This is a genomic window from Magnetococcales bacterium (genome assembly GCA_015231175.1).
In the GTDB taxonomy this organism is placed as follows: Bacteria; Pseudomonadota; Magnetococcia; order Magnetococcales; family DC0425bin3; genus HA3dbin3.
Genome location: JADGBZ010000059.1, coordinates 1 through 22933, shown reverse-complemented (window position 1 = coordinate 22933; position 22933 = coordinate 1). Strand labels below are relative to the sequence as shown.

22 protein-coding genes and 1 riboswitch are annotated in these 22933 nt (G+C 52.3%); of the genes, 13 read left to right on the top strand and 9 right to left on the bottom strand.

All coding sequences use genetic code 11. The features are described from left to right. Nucleotides 1-137 precede the first annotated feature (137 nt). From yidC to rpmH, 4 genes are read right to left on the bottom strand one after another with little or no spacing between them, the layout of a single operon-like run. Nucleotides 138-1817 carry a membrane protein insertase YidC gene (yidC, locus tag HQL63_11875; GenBank protein ID MBF0177526.1) on the bottom strand — a complete coding sequence of 560 codons (1680 nt, stop codon included), beginning with the start codon at nt 1815-1817 and terminating at the stop codon, nt 138-140. Between the two features lie 31 nt (nt 1818-1848). After that, nucleotides 1849-2058, bottom strand: coding sequence for a membrane protein insertion efficiency factor YidD (gene yidD, locus HQL63_11870; GenBank protein ID MBF0177525.1), 210 nt, complete (start codon nt 2056-2058; stop codon nt 1849-1851). Continuing rightward, nucleotides 2055-2471: a ribonuclease P protein component gene (gene rnpA, locus HQL63_11865; protein ID MBF0177524.1), complete on the bottom strand. Its 417-nt coding sequence runs from the start codon at nt 2469-2471 to the stop codon at nt 2055-2057. Before rnpA ends, yidD begins: the two co-directional genes overlap by 4 nt. Further along, a complete protein-coding gene (rpmH, locus tag HQL63_11860; GenBank protein ID MBF0177523.1) occupies nt 2461-2595 on the bottom strand; it encodes a 50S ribosomal protein L34 in 135 nt (44 codons plus the stop codon). The genes rnpA and rpmH overlap by 11 nt, the downstream gene beginning before the upstream one ends. Nucleotides 2596-3062: 467 nt before the next feature. Between rpmH and HQL63_11855 the strand changes: the two genes are divergently transcribed. The 5 genes from HQL63_11855 to HQL63_11835 all read left to right on the top strand — a co-directional run bounded on the left by HQL63_11855 (nt 3063) and on the right by HQL63_11835 (nt 6469). Then, nucleotides 3063-3437, top strand: coding sequence for a hypothetical protein (locus HQL63_11855; protein MBF0177522.1), 375 nt, complete (start codon nt 3063-3065; stop codon nt 3435-3437). Between the two features lie 118 nt (nt 3438-3555). Next, nucleotides 3556-3769: riboswitch (cobalamin riboswitch) on the top strand. Between the two features lie 126 nt (nt 3770-3895). Beyond that, nucleotides 3896-4591, top strand: coding sequence for an energy-coupling factor ABC transporter permease (locus HQL63_11850; protein MBF0177521.1), 696 nt, complete (start codon nt 3896-3898; stop codon nt 4589-4591). Beyond that, complete coding sequence (locus tag HQL63_11845; GenBank protein MBF0177520.1) at nt 4581-4883, top strand: energy-coupling factor ABC transporter substrate-binding protein; 303 nt, start codon at nt 4581-4583, stop codon at nt 4881-4883. Before HQL63_11850 ends, HQL63_11845 begins: the two co-directional genes overlap by 11 nt. Then, entirely contained in the window at nt 4870-5631 is a 762-nt protein-coding gene (cbiQ, locus tag HQL63_11840; protein ID MBF0177519.1) for a cobalt ECF transporter T component CbiQ, read from the top strand. Before HQL63_11845 ends, cbiQ begins: the two co-directional genes overlap by 14 nt. Continuing rightward, complete coding sequence (locus tag HQL63_11835) at nt 5624-6469, top strand: ATP-binding cassette domain-containing protein (protein ID MBF0177518.1); 846 nt, start codon at nt 5624-5626, stop codon at nt 6467-6469. Before cbiQ ends, HQL63_11835 begins: the two co-directional genes overlap by 8 nt. Nucleotides 6470-6804: 335 nt before the next feature. Here HQL63_11835 and HQL63_11830 read toward each other — a convergent pair whose 3' ends face one another. From HQL63_11830 to HQL63_11815, 4 genes are all read right to left on the bottom strand, one after another. Beyond that, complete coding sequence (locus tag HQL63_11830) at nt 6805-7536, bottom strand: dephospho-CoA kinase (GenBank protein ID MBF0177517.1); 732 nt, start codon at nt 7534-7536, stop codon at nt 6805-6807. An 89-nt stretch (nt 7537-7625) separates the two neighbouring features. After that, nucleotides 7626-8432 (bottom strand): prepilin peptidase, encoded by an 807-nt coding sequence (locus HQL63_11825; GenBank protein ID MBF0177516.1) that lies wholly within the window; start codon nt 8430-8432, stop codon nt 7626-7628. A 13-nt stretch (nt 8433-8445) separates the two neighbouring features. Next, nucleotides 8446-9324, bottom strand: coding sequence for a shikimate dehydrogenase (gene aroE, locus HQL63_11820; protein ID MBF0177515.1), 879 nt, complete (start codon nt 9322-9324; stop codon nt 8446-8448). Between the two features lie 20 nt (nt 9325-9344). Beyond that, a complete protein-coding gene (locus HQL63_11815; protein MBF0177514.1) occupies nt 9345-10103 on the bottom strand; it encodes a Nif3-like dinuclear metal center hexameric protein in 759 nt (252 codons plus the stop codon). A gap of 545 nt (nt 10104-10648) precedes the next feature. Here HQL63_11815 and HQL63_11810 point away from each other — a divergent pair. The 3 genes from HQL63_11810 to hemN all read left to right on the top strand — a co-directional run bounded on the left by HQL63_11810 (nt 10649) and on the right by hemN (nt 16407). Continuing rightward, nucleotides 10649-11743, top strand: a complete 1095-nt coding sequence (locus tag HQL63_11810; GenBank protein ID MBF0177513.1) for a hypothetical protein — start codon at nt 10649-10651, stop codon at nt 11741-11743. Nucleotides 11744-12956: 1213 nt separating this feature from the next. After that, nucleotides 12957-14036, top strand: a complete 1080-nt coding sequence (locus HQL63_11805) for a uroporphyrinogen decarboxylase (protein ID MBF0177512.1) — start codon at nt 12957-12959, stop codon at nt 14034-14036. 973 nt (nt 14037-15009) lie between these two features. Next, nucleotides 15010-16407, top strand: a complete 1398-nt coding sequence (gene hemN / locus HQL63_11800; GenBank protein ID MBF0177511.1) for an oxygen-independent coproporphyrinogen III oxidase — start codon at nt 15010-15012, stop codon at nt 16405-16407. A gap of 157 nt (nt 16408-16564) precedes the next feature. Here hemN and HQL63_11795 read toward each other — a convergent pair whose 3' ends face one another. Beyond that, nucleotides 16565-16876 carry a (2Fe-2S) ferredoxin domain-containing protein gene (locus tag HQL63_11795; protein MBF0177510.1) on the bottom strand — a complete coding sequence of 104 codons (312 nt, stop codon included), beginning with the start codon at nt 16874-16876 and terminating at the stop codon, nt 16565-16567. 1109 nt (nt 16877-17985) lie between these two features. Between HQL63_11795 and HQL63_11790 the strand changes: the two genes are divergently transcribed. From HQL63_11790 to hemW, 5 genes are all read left to right on the top strand, one after another. Next, nucleotides 17986-18321 (top strand): TusE/DsrC/DsvC family sulfur relay protein, encoded by a 336-nt coding sequence (locus HQL63_11790; protein MBF0177509.1) that lies wholly within the window; start codon nt 17986-17988, stop codon nt 18319-18321. Nucleotides 18322-18469: 148 nt separating this feature from the next. Then, on the top strand, nt 18470-19174 hold the full coding sequence (locus HQL63_11785; GenBank protein ID MBF0177508.1) for a respiratory nitrate reductase subunit gamma: 705 nt from the start codon (nt 18470-18472) through the stop codon (nt 19172-19174). A gap of 120 nt (nt 19175-19294) precedes the next feature. Next, nucleotides 19295-20728 carry a (Fe-S)-binding protein gene (locus HQL63_11780; GenBank protein ID MBF0177507.1) on the top strand — a complete coding sequence of 478 codons (1434 nt, stop codon included), beginning with the start codon at nt 19295-19297 and terminating at the stop codon, nt 20726-20728. Between the two features lie 226 nt (nt 20729-20954). Then, nucleotides 20955-21692 (top strand): ribonuclease PH, encoded by a 738-nt coding sequence (gene rph / locus HQL63_11775; GenBank protein MBF0177506.1) that lies wholly within the window; start codon nt 20955-20957, stop codon nt 21690-21692. A 23-nt stretch (nt 21693-21715) separates the two neighbouring features. Next, nucleotides 21716-22873: a radical SAM family heme chaperone HemW gene (gene hemW / locus HQL63_11770; protein ID MBF0177505.1), complete on the top strand. Its 1158-nt coding sequence runs from the start codon at nt 21716-21718 to the stop codon at nt 22871-22873. The last annotated feature ends 60 nt before the right edge of the window (nt 22874-22933 follow it).

Below are 22933 nucleotides of genomic sequence, written 5' to 3'. Positions count from 1 at the left end.
AGGAGGAAGGGCGCAGCCCTTCCTCCTGGACCTCCATCCCAGTTTTTCAATCCTTCTTTTCGGGGCTCCGCCCCGGACCCCGCCGGCAGAAAGGGCACAGCCCTTCCTCCAGAACCTCCATCCCCGATTTTCAATCCTCAACTCTCCTTCTTCATGATGTAGCCCTGCTGAAGAATGGAGAGAACATTGTTGACCAACCAATAGAGAACCAAGCCCGAAGGAAAAGTCAGGAACATGACAGTAAAAATCACGGGAAGGAACATCATCACTTTGGCCTGAATCGGATCAGCCGGAGCTGGATTCAACTTGGACTGCACCAACATGGAAATGCCCATCAGGATGGGCAGGACATAGTAGGGATCCATGTCAGAAAGATCCTGAATCCAAAACACAAACGGTGCATGCCGCATCTCAACCGAGAGGAACAAGACCTTGTAAAGGGCAAAAAAAACAGGAATCTGTACCACAATAGGCAAACACCCTCCCAGGGGATTCACCTTGTGATCCTGGTAAAGTTTCATCATCTCCTGATTGAGCCGCTGCTTGTCATCCCCATACAACTTGCGCAGACCCTCCACCTTCGGTTGCAGCTTTTTCATGGCGCTCATCGAGCGGTAGCTCTTGTTGGCCAGGGGGAAAAACAGCAACTTGATCACAACGGTCAAAAGGATGATGGCCAAGCCGAAATTGTGAACGAAACGATCAAACAGCAACAGGAGCTGCATCAGAGGTTCAGCCAGAAAATGGAACCAGCCATAGTCGATGGAGCGTTCCAAATGCATGTTTTGCGTCGTCAGAGTCTGGGTGGCCTTCGGTCCGATGAACAACCGGGTCTGGAAGAAGCGGGTTTCGTTGTTCCCGATCGCATGGGAGGGCGAAACCATGCCGACACGATAGTTGGGTGCGTCGTGGTCGAAGTAGAACCGCCGCCGCTCCTGCCCTGCAAAATCGGTCATGGAGGCCAGGAAATATTTGTCGGAAAAGCCGGCCCATCCGCCGACACTCTCCTCGAAATGGTCCCCCTTGAGCAGCTCCTCATAACCGAACTGAACCCGGCTGCCCCGCAAGAATCCCATGGGGCCATGAAAGTCGGTCGGGGCGGACATGGAACTTTTTTCTTGGGGCTGGTGGTGACGTAAAAACTGGGCATAGTGGAAAAACTTGACAGGATTTCCTGAACTGTTGGTCACGCGATCCACTACATCAAGCAGATAGGAGACCGGCTGCCAGGTCAATATCTTCTCGAAGGTGAGACCATGCGGACTCTGCCAGCGCAAATGGATCTCATTGCTTTTACCGTCGGCGTCCTTGACCTGCTCCCACAGGGTATCACTGCGGGGTACATCCACACCCACGGAGGCAATGAAACCACTGGAACCCTTGAACAACTCCTTGGGATCGCGGTTCAAAAAGCGAATGGGTTTCCCTTCCGCTCCCACACGGTCCTTGTAGTCGAGAAACCGCCAATCGACCAACTCCCCGCCCATCAGCGCGATGCCACCTTGAATTTTTTGATTTTGAAATTCGACGACCTGTGCACTTTGGATCTGGGGAAGTTTGACCACATCAGGGTTGGCCACCGTCTGGGCAGGCCCCTTGCCGACGGGGTTTTGCACAGGAACCATGCTCTCTTTGCCCACCACGCTCTCTTTGTTCACCACCGGGTCCATCGGTGGCGGGGTGGTCGGCTCGGCGGAAGCTCCCACAGCCGAAACCTCTGTCGCTTCCATGGGGGGAAAGTAGGTGTTCAGAGTCCACTGGTACACCACCAGCAGAATGAAGGAGATGACAATGGCCAGAAGTGTACGCCGATCCATAATTGGGGCATCCTAAGCAGGCAGGAATGAGTCAGGGCACCGGGTCAACTCCCCCGGGATGAAAGGGGTGGCATTTCAAAATCCGCCGCAAAGCCAGAGCCCCCCCACGCCACGACCCATGCCGCGCCACAGCCTCGTAGGCATAGGTGGAACAACTTGGGAAGAAGCGGCATCGAGGTGGCAGCAAAGGAGAGAGCAAGAGTTGATAACCGCGAATCAAAACCATCAGCAACCGTTTCATGGTACAACCCGCAACGATGTGCCGCCAACCGGCGCAAACCAGGGCTTGAACAACTCGTCAAGAGCGCAGGCCAACGCGACGTTGTCGACCCCACCCGCCGTCGCCCGGGCCACAAGAACGCAGGCGCACCCAGGCCGCAGTTGCGCTTGACGCTGCCGAAAATACTCCCGGGCCACGCGCTTGACCCGATTGCGCACCACTGCGTTGCCAACTTTTCGGCTGACGGTCAAGCCCAGACGGCACCTCGCTCCCGGACGCAACCAGACGTGCAGGAGAAAAAGGGCATTCCCCTTGCGGCGTCCCTGACGCATCACGGCGGTAAAATCCCGGCTCACCAGCAGACGTGCATCCTTGGGAAATCCCTGGGTTTTCTCTTCCGACGTGGCGACACTCTGTTGCAGATCAGATGGCAATGCGATGACGGCCCCGGGCACGACGCCGGGAGAGCACCCCGCGACCTCCCCGTGTGGCCATCCGGGAGCGAAACCCATGCGTCCGGTTGCGACGAATGATGCTGGGTTGAAAAGTCCTTTTCATGGCGGCATACCTCTTTCCACACCTCTAATTTCCGGTTTCGGCGATCACTCCCGGCGTTGCCCGCCGTGAAACCACCACCCCGGGAAACCCCTGACCGCCCACTTCCCGTCACAGCGGAAATTCTTCATCATAAGGAATCCCTGTCCCAGGTCAAGATGTGGCGTGCTTAAGCCGGTTAGGAAATTTTTTCCGGTTACAAAAGACGGCTAATTATGCACAATGCATCAAAGGAGCGATTTTTACTCCCTGGGGCTAATTTTTTGAAAAATCGTAACTATTCAGCACCCGACCACGAATCGGGGTCCAGGGGGCTGGCTCCCTGGCAGGTCCAGGACAGAGTCCTGGTGGGGTTCGGGGCGAAGCCCTGACAAAGGCTTTCATATCCAGGCTTTTAAAAAGATCGGCACAAAATTGCGGCCTGCGTGGCGGTGTCAATCCTCCAGGTACGTCTCTTCAGATCCTCAACCATGCTGGAAAGTAGCTGTTCACCCCGTGTTCGTCTCGCCAATGAGATCCTGGCATTCCAATGCGCTCTGGATACAATGGCATCCATCCTGATTGCGGGATATGAAAGTGGGGAACTCAAGGTCGATCCTGAACCGATGGATCTGATCATAAAAAATGGGTTAAAAATGCCCCCAACCCATGCTGGGTCAGATAGTTATGAACAACATATTTATTTTGCCATGAGCAAATCAAAAAGCCTGCGCAACCTGTCGAACGAATCACCAGACTACGGACAGGGTTCTCTACCAGTTGACATCCTCCTTTTTTCCACCATTCTCTACCACATTGAAATTTACAACCTGAACGGTATACCAAAATTTGTAGAAAAACTATAGCTTAATCACATTTTTACGATCAAGTTTCATCGTGAAACCGGCTACGATTCACCACCCGGATCTTCACAAAATTCATTCACTGACCTTTTTTTCTTGACTTTCACCGCAAAATTCCCCTAAGAATCCCCCCCATGCTGGATTCCCCCACATCTGCCGGTGTGGGGGGTGAAATGGGAACACGGTCGCGGCCCTGACGGGCCCGATGCCGTGGCTGCCCCCGCAACTGTGCGCGGCGAGCCGTCGTCCAAACCAGGCCACTGGGAAACCGGGAAGGCAGGACGTGCGGTCATGACCCGCAAGCCAGGAGACCTGCCAGCATACAGTTTGAGTATCGCGTTGTTTCATCCGGGCGGGGTGCCCCGGTGGCGCGGAGTGGATGCCTGTCACGTCGTCTGCAACGACTCCCCTCCCCAGACCATCGTTACAACCTCTCCGGATCCATTCGGGGAGGTTTTTGCATGCATATCATGGAAGGTTTTTTGCCGCCATTGCACGCTGCTGCGTGGGGTGCCGGTGCCTTGCCCTTTGTGGTCATTGGCATCAGGAAGGCCGGACGCCTGTTGCGCGAAAAACCGGAGACCCGCCTCCTCCTGGGGGCCTGTGCTGCCTTCTCCTTTGTGCTCTCCGCCCTCAAGCTGCCAAGCGTGACAGGAAGTTGTTCACATCCCACCGGGACCGGTCTGGGGGCTGTTCTGTTTGGACCGCCCATCATGACGCTGATCGCCACCATTGTGTTGTTGTTTCAGGCCCTGCTCCTGGCCCACGGTGGTCTCACCACCTTGGGAGCCAATCTTTTTTCCATGGGGATTGTCGGCCCATGGGTGGCGTGGGCCTGCTATCGTAGCGGACAATCTGTCAACCTTTCCCTGCCCACAACCGTTTTTCTGGCAGCAACACTGGGAAATCTCAGCACCTATGTCACCACGGCCTTGCAACTTGCCCTGGCATTTCCGGATCCGGCATCTGGCGTCGTCGGCTCGGCGCTGAAATTCCTGGTCGTATTTGCCGTGACCCAGATCCCCCTGGCCATTGTCGAGGGTTTGCTGACCGTGGCCGTGGTCAACTGGTTGACGCGCTATAGTCCAGATGAGTTGCAGCAATTGGCCGTCCTGCGTGGCACACATGAGGTGAAGGAGGCTTGTCATGTTGCGTGACAATCGCATCGTCCTCACCCTCGCCGTTTTGATCCTGCTCCTGCCGTTCGTGTTGCCCTGGTCCAAAGATGGAACATTTACCGGCTCCGACGATCAGGCCGGAAAGGTGATCACCCAATATCGACCGGATTACCAACCCTGGTTTACCTCACTTTGGACCCCCCCCAGCAGCGAGGTTGCCAGCCTGTTGTTCGCCTTGCAAGCCGCTTTGGGCAGCAGTGTGATCGGTTATTACATCGGTTTGCGGCGCGGTCGCCGACAAGCTGCGAGCCAGGGGCATGCACGTTCTTGATCAGATAGCCCATGAAAATGCCTGGAGCCGACGTGGCACGGGGGGAAAAGTTTTTCTCACCTTTGGCCTGATGGGAACAGCTTTGGGGGGATCTCCTCCGTTTGCGGCCATTCTAGTGTTGGTGGCGACGCTTCTTCTTGCTCGTCTGTCAGCCCTCGTCCCCATGCGCATCTTTCTGGGCGTTCTTGCGGTTCCCCTGGGGTTTCTGGCGACCGGGCTGCCTGTGCTGGCCCTCTCGGTGGGTTGGCAGGGGGGGCCGGTTCTGCTCTGGTCTGCTGCCGGAGCCACGGATGCCATGCTGCTGGGCGTCCGTTCCCTGGCCACGCTGTCGGCCATGCTTCTCCTCTCCATGACCACACCGCCCATGCGCCTGATCAGCCTGGGCCAAAGAGTGGGACTCTCACCCGTCTTCGTCGACCTGGCCATGCTCACCTATCGGCTGCTGTTCGTATTGAGCGATGTTGCGTTATCCGGTTTTCGCTCGCAGTCGTTTCGCCTCGGTTATCAAGGGTGGCGTACTTCATTGCGTTCCCTTTCCCTGCTCGTGGCTGGATTGCTGGGTCGCACCATGCACCAGGCCCAACGCCTGGAAACCGGCCTGGCAGCTCGTGGCCATACCGGTGCGCTTCCCGTGCTTACCTCCCTCCCCAAAACCCGGCCCCTTGAGTGGATTGGCGCGGTTACGCTGCCCGGCGGTATTTTTTGGGCCAGCCGAGACCTGGCTGCTATATGGACCGGCCATGGCTGACGTGATCCTGGAGGCACGCAACCTGGGGCATCGTTACCCTGGCGGCAACGCGGATTCGTTGCAGGGGCTCAATCTGCGGATCATCCAGGGCGAACGGCTCGCCCTGTTGGGGGCCAATGGCGCGGGTAAAACAACGCTTTTGTTGCATCTCAATGGCACCCTGCGGCCACACACCGGTGAAATTTTTCTGCACGGAAAACCTGTGCGTTATGACCGTGCCGCTCTGACGCTCTGGCGACAGGAGGTAGGGGTGGTTCTCCAGGAGGCGGATGATCAATTGTTTGCTGCCAGCGTGGCAGAGGATGTCTCTTTTGGTCCCCTCAACCTGGGCCTTGCCGCCGACGCAGCACGGCAACGGGTGACCGAGGCCCTGGAGGCCCTGGAAATCACCTCTTTGGCCGAGCGTCCGCCGCATCTTCTCTCCCATGGGCAGCGCAAGCGCGCAGCCATGGCTGGTGTGTTGGCCATGCGCCCCCGCATCCTGATCCTGGATGAACCCACTGCTGGCCTCGATCATCTGGGAAAATCCCTTCTGCTGGCCACTCTGACACAACTCTCCACGACTGGTACCACCATCGTCTTTTCCACCCACGATGTGGATCTTGCTTATGCCTGGGCTGATTCGGCAGCTTTGTTTGCCCATGGGCAGGTTTTGGCACAGGGAGCAACCACCAGCATCATGGCGGATGTCGCCTTGCTTCATTCAGCTCAAATGGAGTCTCCAGCCGTTTTGACCTTGCAACAGGCGTTGCACCAGTGTGGCGTGTTGGCCGCTGATTTTCCGTCGCCACGATCTGTGGCTGATTTAGCTCGAATGATTTCAGAAATCAAAAAATAAATGCAGACGAATCCAAAAAAAGTCCAGAGGGCGGGATGGAGTAACTGTGACGAATTGGGGTTCAGGGGGCTGGCTCCCAGGCGGGTCAAGGGCAGCGACCTTGCGGGTCAAGGGCAGCGCCCTCGCGGGTCAAGGGCAGCGCCCCGTTTTGTTTTTGTACGCCCCCCTTCTCCCAGGCCTTTTTTGCGCTGTTTGCAAATAAGGCTTAAGGGGCGACGGGCCATGGTCTGCCTTCTGGCGCGTCTTTTTGCGCCAGAAGGCAGACGTATTGCAGGTTTTTAAAGAAGTAACTATTCAGCACCCTTTCAAGAAAAGCTTGGATATGAAGGCCTTTGTCAGGGCTTCGCCCCGAACCCCACCAGGACGCTGTCCTGGACCTGCCTGGGAGCCAGCCCCCTGGACCCTGATTTGTTACCGGGTGGTGAATCGTTACTCCATTTTTTTGGCCAGACTGACTCACCAACCCGTCCAGCCACGCACCCAATCCAACCGCAGGTCGATTCAACTTGCAGGACCAACTCTTCCCACGACCCCCGATTGTCGATCACCAAGTCAGCCCGGCGACACTTTTCACCCTCAGTCATCTGCCGAGCCATGGCCGCCTGTTGAACGGTGAGAGCCATCCCACCCCTTTGTTGCAGACGCTCCATTTGCCGCTCCGCACAAGCTACTACCACAACCCAATCACAGAGAAATTCCCCACCCGTTTCAAATAGCAAAGGCTCGTCCAGGACAACCACGGCGGAAGAGTTCTCCAGGTCCAAGCGGCGCAAAGCCTCTGCCTGTAGACGGCGCACCTCTGGATGAACGATAGCCTCCAACGCCTGCCACCCATGAGGATCTTCTTGCAGAGCCACACCCAAACCCGCCCGGTCCAACGCACCCGTGCCATCCAAAACCCGAGCACCAAAACGTTCAACCACCTGATCAAATCCCGGCGATGCAGGCGCCAAGGCCATTCTGGCAAACAGATCGGAGTCCAAAACACGAACACCCCGCTCCGCCAACAGACGCGCAACGCTGCTCTTGCCACATCCCATGGAACCAGTCAGACCAAGAATCAACATAGGCGGAGGAACCTTGGCGATAACTATTCAGCGACCTTGTAAGAAAAGCCTGGATATGCCCCGATGCGTGGCCGGGTGGTGAATCGTTCCTATGTGCCAACGATAAATTTTTGCCAATACCAGTTCAGAATGGCATCACCAAAAAACAGGTACACCCAGGCCGCCACCGCCAGATAGGGTCCGAAAGGAATGGGCTGCGCCTCGTCCCGCTTGGCAAACAGGATCAGGGACACCCCGACAATACTTCCCAGAAAGGCCCCCCCGAACAAGGTAAAAGGCAAAGCTTGCCAGCCCAACCAGGCCCCAATCATGGCCAAAAGTTTCACATCACCCAACCCCATTCCCACTTTCCCGGTGATTTTTTCAAAAATCCAGGCGAAAAGCCACAACCCCCAATATCCCCAGAAAACGCCCATGGCTGCGTTTTGCCACGTTGCAAGAGGGGGTGCAAAAGCGGGCAACCCCACCAGGGGCTGACCAGCCAGAAGCAGGCCCAAAACCATGCCTGGTTTGGTAATCACATCCGGCAAGATGTAGTGATAGAAATCGATGACGGTCAAGACGATCAATCCATATCCCAAGACCACCAGTGCCAGGCTCTCCCGGGTCAGGCCGAAGCGCATACAGACCGTCACTGCGACAACACCAGCCAGAGCTTCAATGATGGGATATTGGATGGAGATGGGGGCCTGGCAGTGCCGGCAGCGTCCCCGCAGCCATAACCAGGCAAAAATGGGAATGTTGTCATGCCAGGGGATGTGTGTCCCGCATCCCATACACCGGGAAGAGGGAAAAACAATGCTTTCCTGCAACGGAAGACGGAAAATGCAAACGTTCAGAAAGCTCCCCACAATGGCACCTAAAACGAATAGTACCACTTCAACTTGCCAATTCATGGCGCCTCCCTGATTACGCGTGAGGTGCTCTGCTGCCCAACAAATGTTCCAAATGTGTTCTGACCAAGGCAACTGGCATCTCCATGTCAGTCCAGATTTGGAAGGAGCGAGCGCCTTGATAGATCAACATATCCAGGCCATTCAATACATTCAACCCACACTTTTGTGCAGCATGCAGGAAGGGTGTGCAGGGAGGAATATAGATGATATCCACGACCACGGCGCCGGGGGGTAAGCGATGCATATCCACGACTGACAAGCTTTCGCCATGCATGCCGGCACTGGTCGTGTTGACAATCAGTGTACAAGTTTCCAGTGGTAATTTTTCCGAAACGAGCGGGATGGCCCGCCGATCGACTTTGGCCAAACCGGGTCCGGTCATGGTGTCCAGAAGGTGTTCGGCGCGACTCAAGGTACGGTTGGCCAGAGTGATACGGTTCACTCCCCCTTTAGCCAATCCAGCCAACACCCCCCGGGCAGCACCCCCCGCACCCAGTACGATCACTTCGGCGTCCTGCATGTGCGCGGGGAAACGGGATTGCATGGCCAGATAGAATCCATCCGCATCGGTGTTGAAACCGCTCAGGCTGCCATCCGGTTCGATGCGAACGGTATTGACCGCCCCCATCAGCATAGCCTCGCTATCCACCCAATCCATGAGTTTCAACAATGCCTCCTTATGGGGAAGGGTCGAATTGAAACCCTGCACTCCCTGCGCCACGAATCCTTGCACGGCCTCAGTCAGATGCGAAGGTTTCACGTGAAACGGCAAATACCGGGCATTGATACCTGCCTGTTGGAAAGCCAGATTGTGCATGGCAGGTGAAAGGGAGTGAACCACAGGATTACCAATGACACCATAAATGCGGGTGGCACCATCGATTTCTATCATACGACCAGCAACGGAAGCGTTCATAGAGGATTATTTATATCGATAAACTGATGATGGATACCATACCGGGCTGCCAACAACTCACCGACAGCCTGGACACCAAATTTCTCTGTTCGATGATGCCCGGCAGCCATGAAATGGAGTTTCTCCTCCCGGGCAAAGTGGTAAATATACTCCGTCCCCTCACCGGTCAAAAACAGATCTGCACCCAAGGCACGAGCTTCGCGAATCAAGGCAGGTGCAGCACCACTGCAAACCGCGACGTGCCGAACAGATTCAGGCCCAAACGGCAACACCAGGGGTTCACCACCAAAAAGATCACGAACCTGACGGGAAAATTCATGGATGGAAAGTGGTGAAACACATCTCCCAACATGGGAAAGGGCGGTTCCATGATAGTGCCCAAATGGCTCGCCAGCCTCTAAACCCAACCTTGACAATATTTGTGCATTATTTCCCAACACTGGGTGGCAATCCAACGGTAAATGATAGGCCATCAGGGTCAGATCATGTTGCAGCAAAGTCTTCAACCTCTCCTTGAGGCTCCCTTCCACCACTCTTGGATCCTGATCCCAAAACATGCCGTGATGAACCAAAACAAGGTCAGCCTCGGCAGCGACAGCTGCATCAAAAATGGCTTGACAAGCCGAAACCCCACTGACAATTTTCTCCACCGATTCCCGACCACGTACCTGCACCCCATTTGGGTGGTGATCAGCAATGGAATCCACACGCATGGTTTGCGCCAAAAACTGCTCAATCTCGGTCAATCGGGTCATTTTAAATCAACCTCCTTGTTGACACATGCATGAATAATTGGGGTAACGATTCACCACCCGAAACACATTGGGATCTAGTGGACCAACCGACTTGATTTGAAGTGCTCACTTTTGTGCCTATTCCGCACTCTTTCAAGAAATGCTTGGAAATGAAAGCCTTTGTTAGGGCTTCGCCACGAATCCCACCAGGGCGCTGCCCTGGACAAAGCCAGGGAGCCAGCCCCCTGGACCCCGTTTCATGGTTGAGCTGTTCCCGGAGCATTGGAACATTTTTGCACATCAAATCAATACGGTTGAGCCACTAGGAGTCTGACTCCCTGACGGGTCCAAGAGAGCATCCAAGTGAAGTTCGGGGCAAAACCCAGATAAAGAGTTCCATGTCCAGGCTTTTCTTGAAAGGCTTGTGAATAATTACGCTTTTTTAAAAGATACCAGATCGTTACAATTTTTTTGAGAGAGTGTGATAGGTTTCCCTTGTAGGATAGCTGACAATCAACAAAATGTTCGACAGTCCGCCATCTCGTTTTGTCTCGTGAGTATACCACATGGCTTTTCAAGGTGAATTTGAGTGGATCGACCTGGTCCATACGTCGCCTGTGTCAGGGACGCAAACACCATATGCTTCTGCACGCAGACGCCTGACGCAACATTTGATCCAATACACCCTGACGGAATCCTACCATAAATTTTGTCGTTTCAAGATCCCTTATCCATTCGTCCCACTGGCATCGCTGCGACCAGGTGCCATGGGCACGACCAAAGAATATAAACTTCACAACAATGCCTTGATCATCATGATGGATGGAGAAATCCCTGAAAGAATGAGAAAATATTTTCGCTGTCGCACAAACAATCAAGTCAATAAGAAAAATATTGCATCTTTAGCCCCGGGCCTTCATGCTCTTAAAGATTATGATCATGCCTATCGTCTCATTAATCATGATCGCTTTGGATTTCTTTTAAGAACACTCCTTCCTTTAGATTTTAGCCTTTTAATTCAAAAAACAAAAAATTCAGAAAGAAATAAATACGAATTTCAATTAACTCATTTTCACGTAAAGATTGAACGTTTAACCGATACTGCTTTACGCAGTTTAGGGATACAATTAAATTATTTAAAGAAAAGTCTATATGAACGGGGTGAAGATTTTGTAGATGATCTTGAAAAAAAATTTTTTGAGTATTTTAATTTTTACCATAATGCAGCAGGCCGTCGTTCTGCCGCTGCGCTAGCAGCACAAGTCATAGCCAGAGAAAAGAAAACAGGCACTGTATTTATAACATCTCAACAAGATCGTCGAATGACTCTCCTTTCTAGCTTAAGTCATATGGGTGATGTATCAATTGAACAGTATTTATTATATATTTTAAGTTCAAAAGAGTTATCAATGCTTGAGGATTGGGCAAATAAACGATCAATTGATTTTTCATCTGAATATTTGGTTGATAAAATAGATGGCAAAGGAATTGTTGTTTTAGGAGTTTATTATGAACACACACAGGCTGCACTACCATCTACTCATGGAAATTTGAAACAAAATATTAATTTACGTGAAAAATGGGTGCGAATTTCGGAAAAAATGATCATGCCCGTTCACGAAAATTTTAATTTAGCTATTCGTTATCCAATTCTTATTTAAATTCATAGGCAATAATCATTGTTTTGCCACTCGTAAGAGTCAAGAATAACAAAATCTCAACGTAACTATTCAGTTTCATTCTAAAAAAGCCAGGAAATAAATGGCTTTGGTAACTATTCACCACTTTTTCAAGAAAAGCTTGGATATGAATACCTCTGCCAGGGCTTCGCTCCGAACTCCACCAGGACGCTGTCCTGGACCTGCCAGGGAACCAGTCCTCTGGACCTCGATTCGAGGCCGGGTGGTGAATCGATTCAGCCTTCGTAAGGCTTCGCCCTAAACCCATCAGAATTCTGACCTGGACTTGCCAAGGAGGCAGCCCTCTGGACCTCGATTCGTGGCTGGGTAGGGAATCGTTTCAACCTTTGCAGGGCTTTCACTTCAAACCCACCGGGACAAAGTCCTGGATCTGCCAGGGAGCCAACCCCCTGGACCTCTCGACAAGGAAATTTATGTTCTGGTTTTTTTAAAAGTTTTTGAAAATTAATAACTTTTTATTAATTATCCACATGAAGCTGTGTATGGATTGAAGGATTCAGAAATAATTCTGTGGATAAGGGTGGAAATCATCATCATGTAAAAAATTTCTCCACAATACACACAAGGAAACTCCCGAGAGTCATCCCCAGAGAATATGAATAATTATGCTTATAAAACAATATGTTACATTCTTAATCACATATCCACAGGCAACGATTTCTATTTCTATCTTTTTTATAAATTTAAAATAAAAAAAAGAAAATTCTACACAGATTGACACTCGTACACAATTGTCCCTATAGTCAGGAACATAGTCTCATGCTTTCCAGCTATCCAGAATGAGGAAAAGAATTTTGCAACCATTCAGCAGCAAGTCATGATCATCGCTTTGACCATGTCAACGAATCTGGATCCAAAAGGTTGGCTCATTGAAAAACCTAGAGCAATGCTCTTGTTGTGTCCAGAGCAATGCTCGATTTTGCGTAACTATTCAGCACCCGACCACGAATCGGGGTCCAGGGGGCTGGCTCCCTGGCAGGTCCAGGACAGAGTCCTGATGGGGTTCGGGGCGAAGCCCTGACAAAGGCTTTCATATCCAGGCTTTTTTTGAAAGGGTGCTGAATAGTTACGATTTTGCTTTTATACACCTTCCTTCTACCAGGTTTTTTTTGCGCTCTTTACAAAGAAATTCCTCAAAGCTTTCCTTAAAAAAGAGCTGAACCTTTTTGAAAGGATAAATACCATGCAATCCGAACATCCATTTCTTCAGGCAGCTTCAAGAATTCCAACGAAAAGAACACCTATCTGGATTATGCGACAGGCTGGCCGATATTTACCGGAATATCGTCGTATTCGTACAAAAGCTGGTAGTTTTATGGCTTTATGTAAAAATGTTGATTTGGCAACTGAAGTAACTTTACAGCCAATACATCGTTTTGGTTTGGACGCTGCAATATTATTTTCTGACATCTTAGTAGTTCCAGAAGCAATGGGTATGGTTTTACAATTTCATGAAGGGGAAGGACCACAGTTACAACCTGTTTTACGAAGCAATCAAGATTTATATAAACTTCATCCTGTCGAATCTGAAGTACATTTAAATTATGTAATGAAAACTATTTTATCTATTCGCAAGGAACTCGATAATAAAATTCCATTGATAGGATTTTCCGGAAGTCCATGGACACTTGCGACTTATATGGTTGAAGGTGGTAGTAGTAAAAATTTTGGAGCAGTTAAAGGTATGATGTATGATGATCCAAAAAGTATGCACTTGTTATTAGATAAGTTGGTTGACGCAGTTGTTGATTATTTGAATGCTCAAATTCGTCACGGTGCGCAAGCTATTCAAATATTTGATACTTGGGGTGGCATTTTATCACCACGTGATTTTCGTGAATTCTCGCTCCGATCCATGAAAATGATTGTAGATCGGATTGATAAAGTAGGTTTGGATGGTTTGCATGTACCAATTATTCTTTTTGCCAAAGGGTGTGGGGCTTATTTAGAAGAAATGGCTCGAAGTGGATGTTCTGTATTAGGTCTGGATTGGACCACTGATCTTGGTCAGGCTCGGCAGCGTGTAGGACATTTGGTAGCGTTGCAGGGTAATATGGACCCGTCTGTTCTTTATGCAAGTCCTGAAAAAATTCGCTGTGAGGTTAAACGCTTGCTGGAAGAGTATGGTGCTCACGCCGGCCATATTTTCAATCTTGGACACGGCATGGCTCCTGATATGGATCCGGAAAAAGTCGCCGTACTTGTGGATTCTGTGCGATTGGAAAGTGAAAAAGTTCACTTGACCGGATTGTAAATGGTATCGATTGTTTCTGTTGGTACTACTGGACCAACCGACTTGATTTGAAGTGCTCACTTTTCGTGACTATTCCGCACTCCTTCAAGAAAAGCTTGGAAATGAAAGCCTTTGTCAGGGCTTCGCCCCGAACCCCACCAGGGCGCTGCCCTGGACAAAGCCAGGGAGCCAGCCCCCTGGACCCCGTTTCATGGTTGAGCTGTTTTTGGAGCATTGGAACATTTTTGCACATCAATTCATTATGGTTGAGCCACTACCTTGAGATGCCTGGACATGAAAGCTTTTGTCAGGGTTTCGCCCCGAACTGTGCGCTCGTGAGGGCGCTTTATCAGCTCGGTGAAAGTCCGAGTCAGAGTATGCCATAACTCTGTAGTTGAAAGTAACTGCGTCACCGTGAGGCGGGGTGGAGAGCAACTGGATACAAATCACTGGTCTGTAGGAGACGAACTCGATTCGGCAGGATGATGCGGCGAACCTGCGATTTGTTTGTGAGAAACTGACGAGTGGGACTCCTCAGGGTTCAGTTATCAGCCCATTGCAGGCCAATATCTACTTCACCCTATGGACAAGAGGATGATAGAACAGGGGTACAAGATGGTTCGATATGCGGTAACTATTCATCATCCGCCAACGAATCGGGGTCCAGGGTGCTGGCTCCCTGGCGGGTCCAGGGCAGCGCCCTGGTGGGGTTCGGGGCGAAGCCCTGACAAAGGTTTTCATGTCCAGGCTTTTCTTGAAAAGGTGGTGAATAGTTACGATATGCGGACGATTTTGTCATTCTGTAATTGCCTGCACGGTTCGGAGGGAGGGGAGGGTTTCATCTTCCCTACCGTTATCCGCCAGGACTCTGTCCTGGACCTGCCAGGGAGCCAGCTTCCTGGACTGAGGTTTGTTGCCGGATGCTGAATGGTTACTATCTTAATTGGTAATGACAGACCACTTTTTTTCAGGAAATTCTACCGTGAACCATATCATGATTTCTCAGGAGGTATCGTTTGATCGGGCCATGATCCATCGCTATGATCGGTCGGGTCCGCGTTACACCTCATATCCTACCGCGCCCCATTTTTCGGATCGGTTTGGAGGGAAGGCCTTTCGTAAAAATATTGTTGCCGCCACATCCTTTCAACCTGATCGGCCTCTATCTCTTTACATCCATATCCCGTTTTGCGACACCGTTTGTTACTATTGTGCCTGTAACAAGGTTGTTACACCTGATCGATCCCGTGCGGCTTATTATTTGACCTACCTAGAAAAGGAGATAGCCCTTGTCGGTTCCCTGTTTGATCAACGGCGGCCTGTTGTTCAGCTTCATTTAGGTGGAGGCAGTCCGACTTATTTGACTTTGGATCAGATGGGACATCTGCTGGAAGTGGTCCGAAACCATTTTTTTCTGCTTGATGATGATCAGGGTGAATACGGCATCGAGGTGGATCCACGTGAGGTTCCACGTGGAACAGTGCGTGGATTGCGCGCACTGGGATTCAATCGGATTTCCATAGGAGTTCAGGATCTGGATCCCCGTGTGCAGAAAGCCGTAAACCGAATTCAACCGCAAACCTTGAATCAACAGGTGGTGGCTGAGGCCAGAGAAGCTGGGTTTCAATCTATCAACCTGGATCTGATCTATGGGTTGCCATTGCAGGGTACGGATTCATTTCTCAATACCCTTGAGACAGTCGTGAATGACCTGGATCCAGATCGATTGGCCATTTTTAATTATGCCCATCTGCCACAATATTTTTCCCCGCAGCGTCGCATCCAGACCGAGGATCTTCCCAATGCTGAAACCAAATTACAGATTCTGGAACAAACCATCCGCTTTTTGACAGCCCATGACTATGTTTATGTGGGGATGGATCATTTTGCCAAGCCGACCAATGAATTGGCCCGGGCACAACGACATGGTGCGCTGCATCGAAATTTTCAGGGATACACCACCCATGCCGAGTGTGATCTGGTTGGACTGGGTGTTACAGCCATCAGTCAGGTGGGTACGAGCTATGCTCAAAACCAGAAGGAACTGGAAACCTATTATCACCAGCTTGATCACAACGAATTGACCGTTTTTCGTGGACTTCAGTTAAGCCAGGACGATGTGATTCGGCGGGATGTCATCATGCGCCTTATCTGTGATTTTCAGCTGGATTGTGCTGCCATGGAAAAAAAGCATGGCGTGATATTCGCAGATTATTTCAGTAGCGAGATGGTCATCCTGAGGCAAATGGTTGTAGAGGGCCTTATGGAAGAGAGAGGGTCTGTGTTGCAGGTAACACCAGCTGGGCGATTGTTGGTTCGCAATATTTGCATGGTATTCGATTGGTATCTTCGGCATGCGGAGCAGAAAAAATCTTTTTCAAAAACCATTTGAAAAAGCGTGATCACCAGAGGTGCTGAATAGTTGCCTTTTATCAACGAATCAAGATCCTGGGGCTGGCAACTGGACAGCCCCAGGATAGCATGTTGAACTTACCTGAAAATGTTTACAGGGATGGGATGGAGGCTCGAAGGCGTCAAGGTGTGGTTTGTTACATCATCCGCAAACGTTTCACGGGCTCGCCACCCAGCAGGTGGCTATCAAAAATTTCAGCAACATCCTGCGGTTTGACGCCGCCGTACCATACCCCTTCAGGATAGACCACCACAGTGGGGCCTCGGTCGCAGGGTCCAAGGCAAAAGCTTCCCGTCACCTGGATCTGTTCTCCAAGATTGCGTTTTTCCAATTCGTTGGCAAATGTTTCCCGCACCGTATTGGCCCCCAAGGCTGCACAGGATCCCCGTGGGTGACCTGGGGGACGTTGGTTCATGCAAACAAATACGTGGTGTTTTGGTTTCACGATAAACCTCCTTTGTCAATGTTGCCCCATGTTCATGGCACGCTCCGACCTGGTCCGTGATGGTATCAAATCATCTCTTTGGTCGGGGCAAATCATTCTGGTTAGCCTGGGTGGGCAAGTCAATGTGTGGATGGTCCTGGCCCCAAGGCAATCGCATTTGCAATGGGTATACCCGAGGGCATGATCGTTTTTTGGCATCAGGATCCGGGGGGCTGCCTCCCAGGCAGGGCTCAGGACGGTGTCCCGGCGGGTTCAGGGCGAAGCCTTGACAAAGGCTTCCATATCCAGGCTTTTTTTGAAAAGGTGAGGACGAATTGCAGGTTTGCAAAAGTAGGGGTCGGCGGCCCGCTCTTTCAAGTACGATTGCCCTGGGATTTGCACGCAGGGCAATCGCATTTGGAACACACGGAAAGGACTCGGGGTCCAGGAGGCTGGCTCCCTGGCTTTGTCCAGGGCAGCGCCCCGTTTTGTTTTTGTACGCCCCCCCTTCTCCCAGGCCTCTTTTGCGCTGTTTGCAAAAAAGACCCGGAAGGCGGGCCTTGGTCTGCCTTCCGGCGTGTCTCTTTGCGCCAGAAGGCAGACGCATGGCAGGTTTTAAAAAATTGGGTCAGCAGCATGCCATTTTAAATGCGATTGCCCTGGATTTGCATCCTTGGCAGAAGATCTATCCCAGGATATAACCACATGAAGCGGCCAGATCGATCAGAATCCGGGGGGGCTGGAGATTCGGGCGCATCGCTGTGTACCACCCGGCAATAAGCCAGGGTCCAGGGGTTCGGTTTTCTGGCGAAGCCTTGGACAGCATCCAGGTTGGGTTCGGGGCGAAGCCCTGATAAAGGTCTTCATATCCATGTTTTTCTTGAGATGGTGCCGAACAGTTGCCCAGGCGATTTTTGTGTGGAGCGCCAAATGGAATCACAATGTGCCAACAGGCCCTTGCCATACGTTAGTAAATCATGATATTCCGATGAACGGTATGTTTTGGAAGAGGGAGTGTCGTTGGGGAGATCCCGTGTCAAAGCGAAAGACTTCCCTTGATTTCCTTCCATTTTGATCTCTGTTGAAAAATCGTTATACAGGCAATTTAGCCACGCCACTGAGGAGATGCGAAGATGCCGAGCTTCGAACTGAATGGCCGTACCTACGAAACCGACGAAGAGGGTTACATCATCAACCTGGCAGACTGGAGCGAAGACGTAGCCAAGTATCTGGCTGAGCAGGAAAATGTCGAGATGAGCGAAAACCACTGGGAGGTGATCTCCTTCCTGCGTGAGTACTATGAAGAGTACAAAATCGCTCCCATGATTCGTATCCTCACCAAAGCCATCGGCAAAAAGCTGGGCAAGGAAAAGGGCAACACCAAGTATCTGTACGACCTGTATCCGGGCGGTCCTGCCAAACAGGCCTGCAAAATCGCTGGCCTGCCCAAACCGACCGGCTGCGTTTGATCCATCCGGGGGCGGATCAGATCACCTGAACGGAATCGATGGAAAGTCCGGCTGCTCGTGCGCACTGGTGTCATCTGCTGTGCGCCCGGCAGCCGGGTTTTTCCGTAAGGCGTGCAACGATTGAAAAACCTTGCAGGGAGTAAACCCGATGTTGGCGTTGATCGCGTACCTCGCCTTGCTGACATTCATTTTTGGTTTTGGTTGGCGAATCTGGACCTACTGGCGGGCTCCCGCTCCGTTGAAGATTCCCACCACCCCGGCCCCGGTCTGTAAAAGTGGCGTGGTGTGGCGGATGTTTACCGAGGTTGCCTTTTTCAACAGCCTGTTCAAAGGGAATAAATGGACTTGGCTGGGGGGGTACCTGTTTCATGCCGCTCTCGCCTTGGTTTTGATTCGGCATTTACGATATTTCGTTCAGCCCTTGCCTGAGGCCTTCGCCTACATTCAGACCGTCGGGATTATCGCCGGTCTGGCCATGGTAGGGGGGCTGGGGTTTTTGCTCGTTCGTCGTTTTTGGGTGGCCCGCACCCGATACATCTCTTCATTCGCTGATTATGCCATTCTGGCCCTGCTTCTGGCCATCGGGGTTACCGGCCTGTTGATGCAGTATGTCTTTCGGCCTGATATTGTGGAGATCAAATCCGCCATGCTGGGTTGGGTCACCTTTCAGGGCTTTCCCACCCCCAGTGATGCCCTGTTCGTGGTCCACTTTCTTCTGGTTCTGGCGCTCATGTTCGTCTTTCCCTTCAGCAAGCTGATGCACCTGGGTGGCATTTTCTTCAGCCCGACCCGCAACCAGGTGGACAATCCCCGGGAACGGAAACATGTCAATCCGTGGGCCGTGGTGGAGTAGTTTCCGCTGCCCAACGTCAGGACGGGATTCCTCACAAGGAGTATGCAAAAAGTGGCCACCGATCACGACGTACCAGAAATTAAAGACGACATCGAAGTCCCCCTGCTCGTCGAGGGGAGCATGGCCCATTTGCGGCCCTACCCGGCTTCGGACAAGCACATGACCCCACTGGACTTTCCGGGCGCGAGGGTCGAGGATTGGCAACAAAAAGGGGTCGAAAAACTGGGAGAGATGCTGCAAAAATATCGCTCTCTCCAGGTTTACATGGACATCTGCGTCAAGTGCGGCGCCTGTGCCGACAAGTGCCACTACTACCTGGGCACCGGTGATCCCAACAATATGCCCGTCCAACGCGCCGAGCTTTTGCGCGGGGTCTACCGCCGCTACTTCACCCCTGCCGGCAAGCTCTTCCCCAAGCTGGTCCGTGCTACCGAATTCGATGAGACCACCCTGCAAAAGTGGTTCACCTATTTTCACCAATGTTCCCAGTGTCGCCGTTGCTCGGTCTTCTGCCCCTATGGTATTGACACCGCCGAAATCTCCATGGCTGCCCGGGAAATCATGGACGCCATTGGTGTCGGCCACAAATACACCACCGAAATCGTCGGCAAGGTCCATTCGATCGGTAACAACCTGGGCATCCCTGGGCCCGCGCTGACCGGCACGCTTCAGTTCCTCGAAGATGATCTGCTGGATACAACGGGGCACGAAATCCGTCTTCCTCTGGACCAGGAAGGGGCCGATGTCCTCCTGATCACCCCTTCCGCCGATTTTTTCAGCGAGCCCCATATCAGCTCCCTCATGGGGTATGCCAAGGTTTTTCATCAAGCCGGCATTTCGTACACCTTCAGCTCTTATGCCTCCGAAGCTGCCAACTTTGGCATGTTCATCGGAAGCTATGCCCAAAAGCAGAAAATTGCCAAGCGCATTGCCGACAAAGCAAGGGATTTGCGCGTCAAACGCATCGTCGTGGGCGAGTGCGGCCATGCCTGGCGTGTGGCCTACAGCTTCTGGAATACCCTCAACGGACCTTTTGATTTCCTGGATCCAAACTATCCGGTTCCGCAACATATCTGTGAATTTACCCACCAACTCAATGAGCGGGGCGCCTTGGTCTTCGACAAGGAGGCCAATGATGATCTGACGGTCACCTTCCACGACTCCTGCAATGTGGCCCGCGCTTCGCGCATGGGTGCTTCGTCTGGAGGTCAGTTCGAGATCCCCCGCGCCTTGATTCGTGCCACGGCCAATAAATTTGTCGAAATGGATGCCGATACCATCCGCGAGCGCACATTCTGTTGTGGTGGTGGTGGCGGTCTGCTCACCGACGAGCTTATGGATCTGCGCGTCCGGGGGGCCATGCCCAGAGTGACTGCCTTGAAGCGGGTCATGGAGGAGGATGGGGTCAATTATGTGGCCCTGATCTGCGCCATCTGCAAAGCCCAGTTTAACAAGATTCTTCCCATGTATGGCATCCCCATGGAGACCGTGGGGGGAGTGCATGCTCTGGTCAACAATGCGATCCAGATCGGTGCCAAGCGGGGAATCGTTTGAGGTTCGGGTTTAGGCTCGGTGCATCCCGGAAAAAGCATCGAAAAAAAGTGGTAACTGTTCAGGATTCTTGCAAGAACCTGGATGTGAAACCCTTCGTCAGGGTTTTTCCCCGAATTCCACCAGGAGGCTATCCTGGACCTGCCAGGGAGCCAGCCCCCTGGATCCCGATTCGATTCCGGGTGCCTGGGCAGTTACCAAAAAATCAGCTTTTTTTTACGGGGTGCCCATGTCCAGATCTCAAGATCGCCGCCCGGATCAGTTGCGTCCGGTCACCATGCTTCGTTCCTACAGCAAACATGCTGAGGGTTCCTGTCTGATCACCTGTGGTGACACCCAGGTCATTTGTACAGCCACCGTCGAAGAGTCCCAACCTCGTTGGATGCGTCAGCAACATCCCGATCGGGGTTGGGTAACTGCCGAGTATGGCATGTTGCCCCGTTCGACCCATGAACGTACCTCTCGGGAGGCCAGTCGGGGAAAACAGGGGGGGCGTACTTTGGAGATTCAACGCCTCATCGGTCGTTCCATGCGCTCGGTGATCAACCTGGATCTGCTGGGCAAACGCACCATCTGGATCGACTGCGATGTGATCCAGGCGGATGGGGGCACCCGTACCGCCTCCATCACCGGGGCGTTTGTTGCCTTGATGGATGCCTGCCGTACTCTTCAGAAGCGGCAAAAGCTGACCACGCTTCCCATTCAGGATTTTGTGGCTGCAACCAGTTGTGGCATTCTCAAAGGGCAACCCCTTCTGGATCTCGACTATTCTGAGGATTCCAACTGTGAAACCGATTGCAATTTTGTCATGACCGGTTCCGGAAATTTTGTGGAAGTCCAAGGTACTGCCGAAGCTGCCCCCTTTACCCGAGGTCAGTTCAATGCCATGGCCGATTTGGCCGAGGCAGGCATTCGGCAGTTGATTGCCATTCAGCAAAAGGTTTTGATGGAGACAGAAGTGCCATAGTGATTTTTTCATCGGAATCTGTGTTGGCATATCCCCTGGGTCTGTACCTTCACATTCCTTTTTGTTCCCGCAAATGTTTTTATTGTGATTTTACCTCCATCGCCACTCCAGCTCCTCCGGAGCAAGTCTACGTCGCTGCCCTGCTCCGGGAGTTGGTTCTTTGGCGGGAGCGGCTGGCGTTTGATTCACGTCCCCTGCTGACGGTTTATTTTGGCGGGGGGACGCCTTCGCTTTTATCTGCTGCCAGTGTTGCCAACATCATGGCGACCATTCGTTCTCTCTGGACCTTGCCCCCAGAAGCTGAAGTAACCCTGGAAGCCAATCCGGACTCGGTCACGCCTTTTCGTTTAGCTGGATATCGCGCCGCCGGCATCAACCGTCTGAGTCTGGGGATCCAGGCCTTTTCTCCTGACCGTTTGGCTTTGCTCGGTCGCATCCATACGGTTGCGGCAGCGCGTGCGGCCATACATGCAGCTCGGGCAGCCGGTTTCACCAACCTGAGCCTGGATTTGATCTATGCAACGCCTGGTCAAACCCTGATGGCTTGGCAAGAGGAGTTGGCTGAAGCGATGGCATGGCATCCTGAACATCTCTCCTGCTACAGCCTGACTTTGGAGCCAGGGACGCCATTGGCCGACAGTCATGGCGCAGAGATGCCAGCGGAGGAGTTGGCTCTGGAAATGTTTCTCATCACCCGCGACATGCTGGCGCGACGTGGATGGCAGCCCTATGAAATCAGCAATTTTGCCCAACCTGGGCAATTTTCCCGGCACAATTGTCACTATTGGGAGTTTGGCGATTATATTGGTGCAGGCGTTGCTGCCCACGGTAAGTTGACCTCGATTGCTGCGACCAACCTACAGATCCGCCGTACCCGCAACCACGGTAGCGTAACCTCCTACGTTGAATCTCTTCGGGAGGGGCGGCTACCTCTTGATCTGGACGTTTTGTTGAGTCGGGATGAAGCGGCTGCCGATGCTTTGGTGATGGGGTTACGGCAGAGTATGGGTCTTGATCGTCGCCGCTATCGGGTGCTTAAGGGGGTGGATATTGTCGTTGAAAAAGGGACTTGTCTTGCTCCCATGCGGGAAGCTGGCTGGATTGATTATGGATCTGAGCGGATTTTTCTGACTCCGCAAGGGGTGTGTATTGCGGATTCCATCATGGCGGAGTTGCTGTAAAAAAAGATTGAAAGACTGGGATGGAGGTCCAGGAGGAAGGGCTGCGCCCTTCCTCCTGGT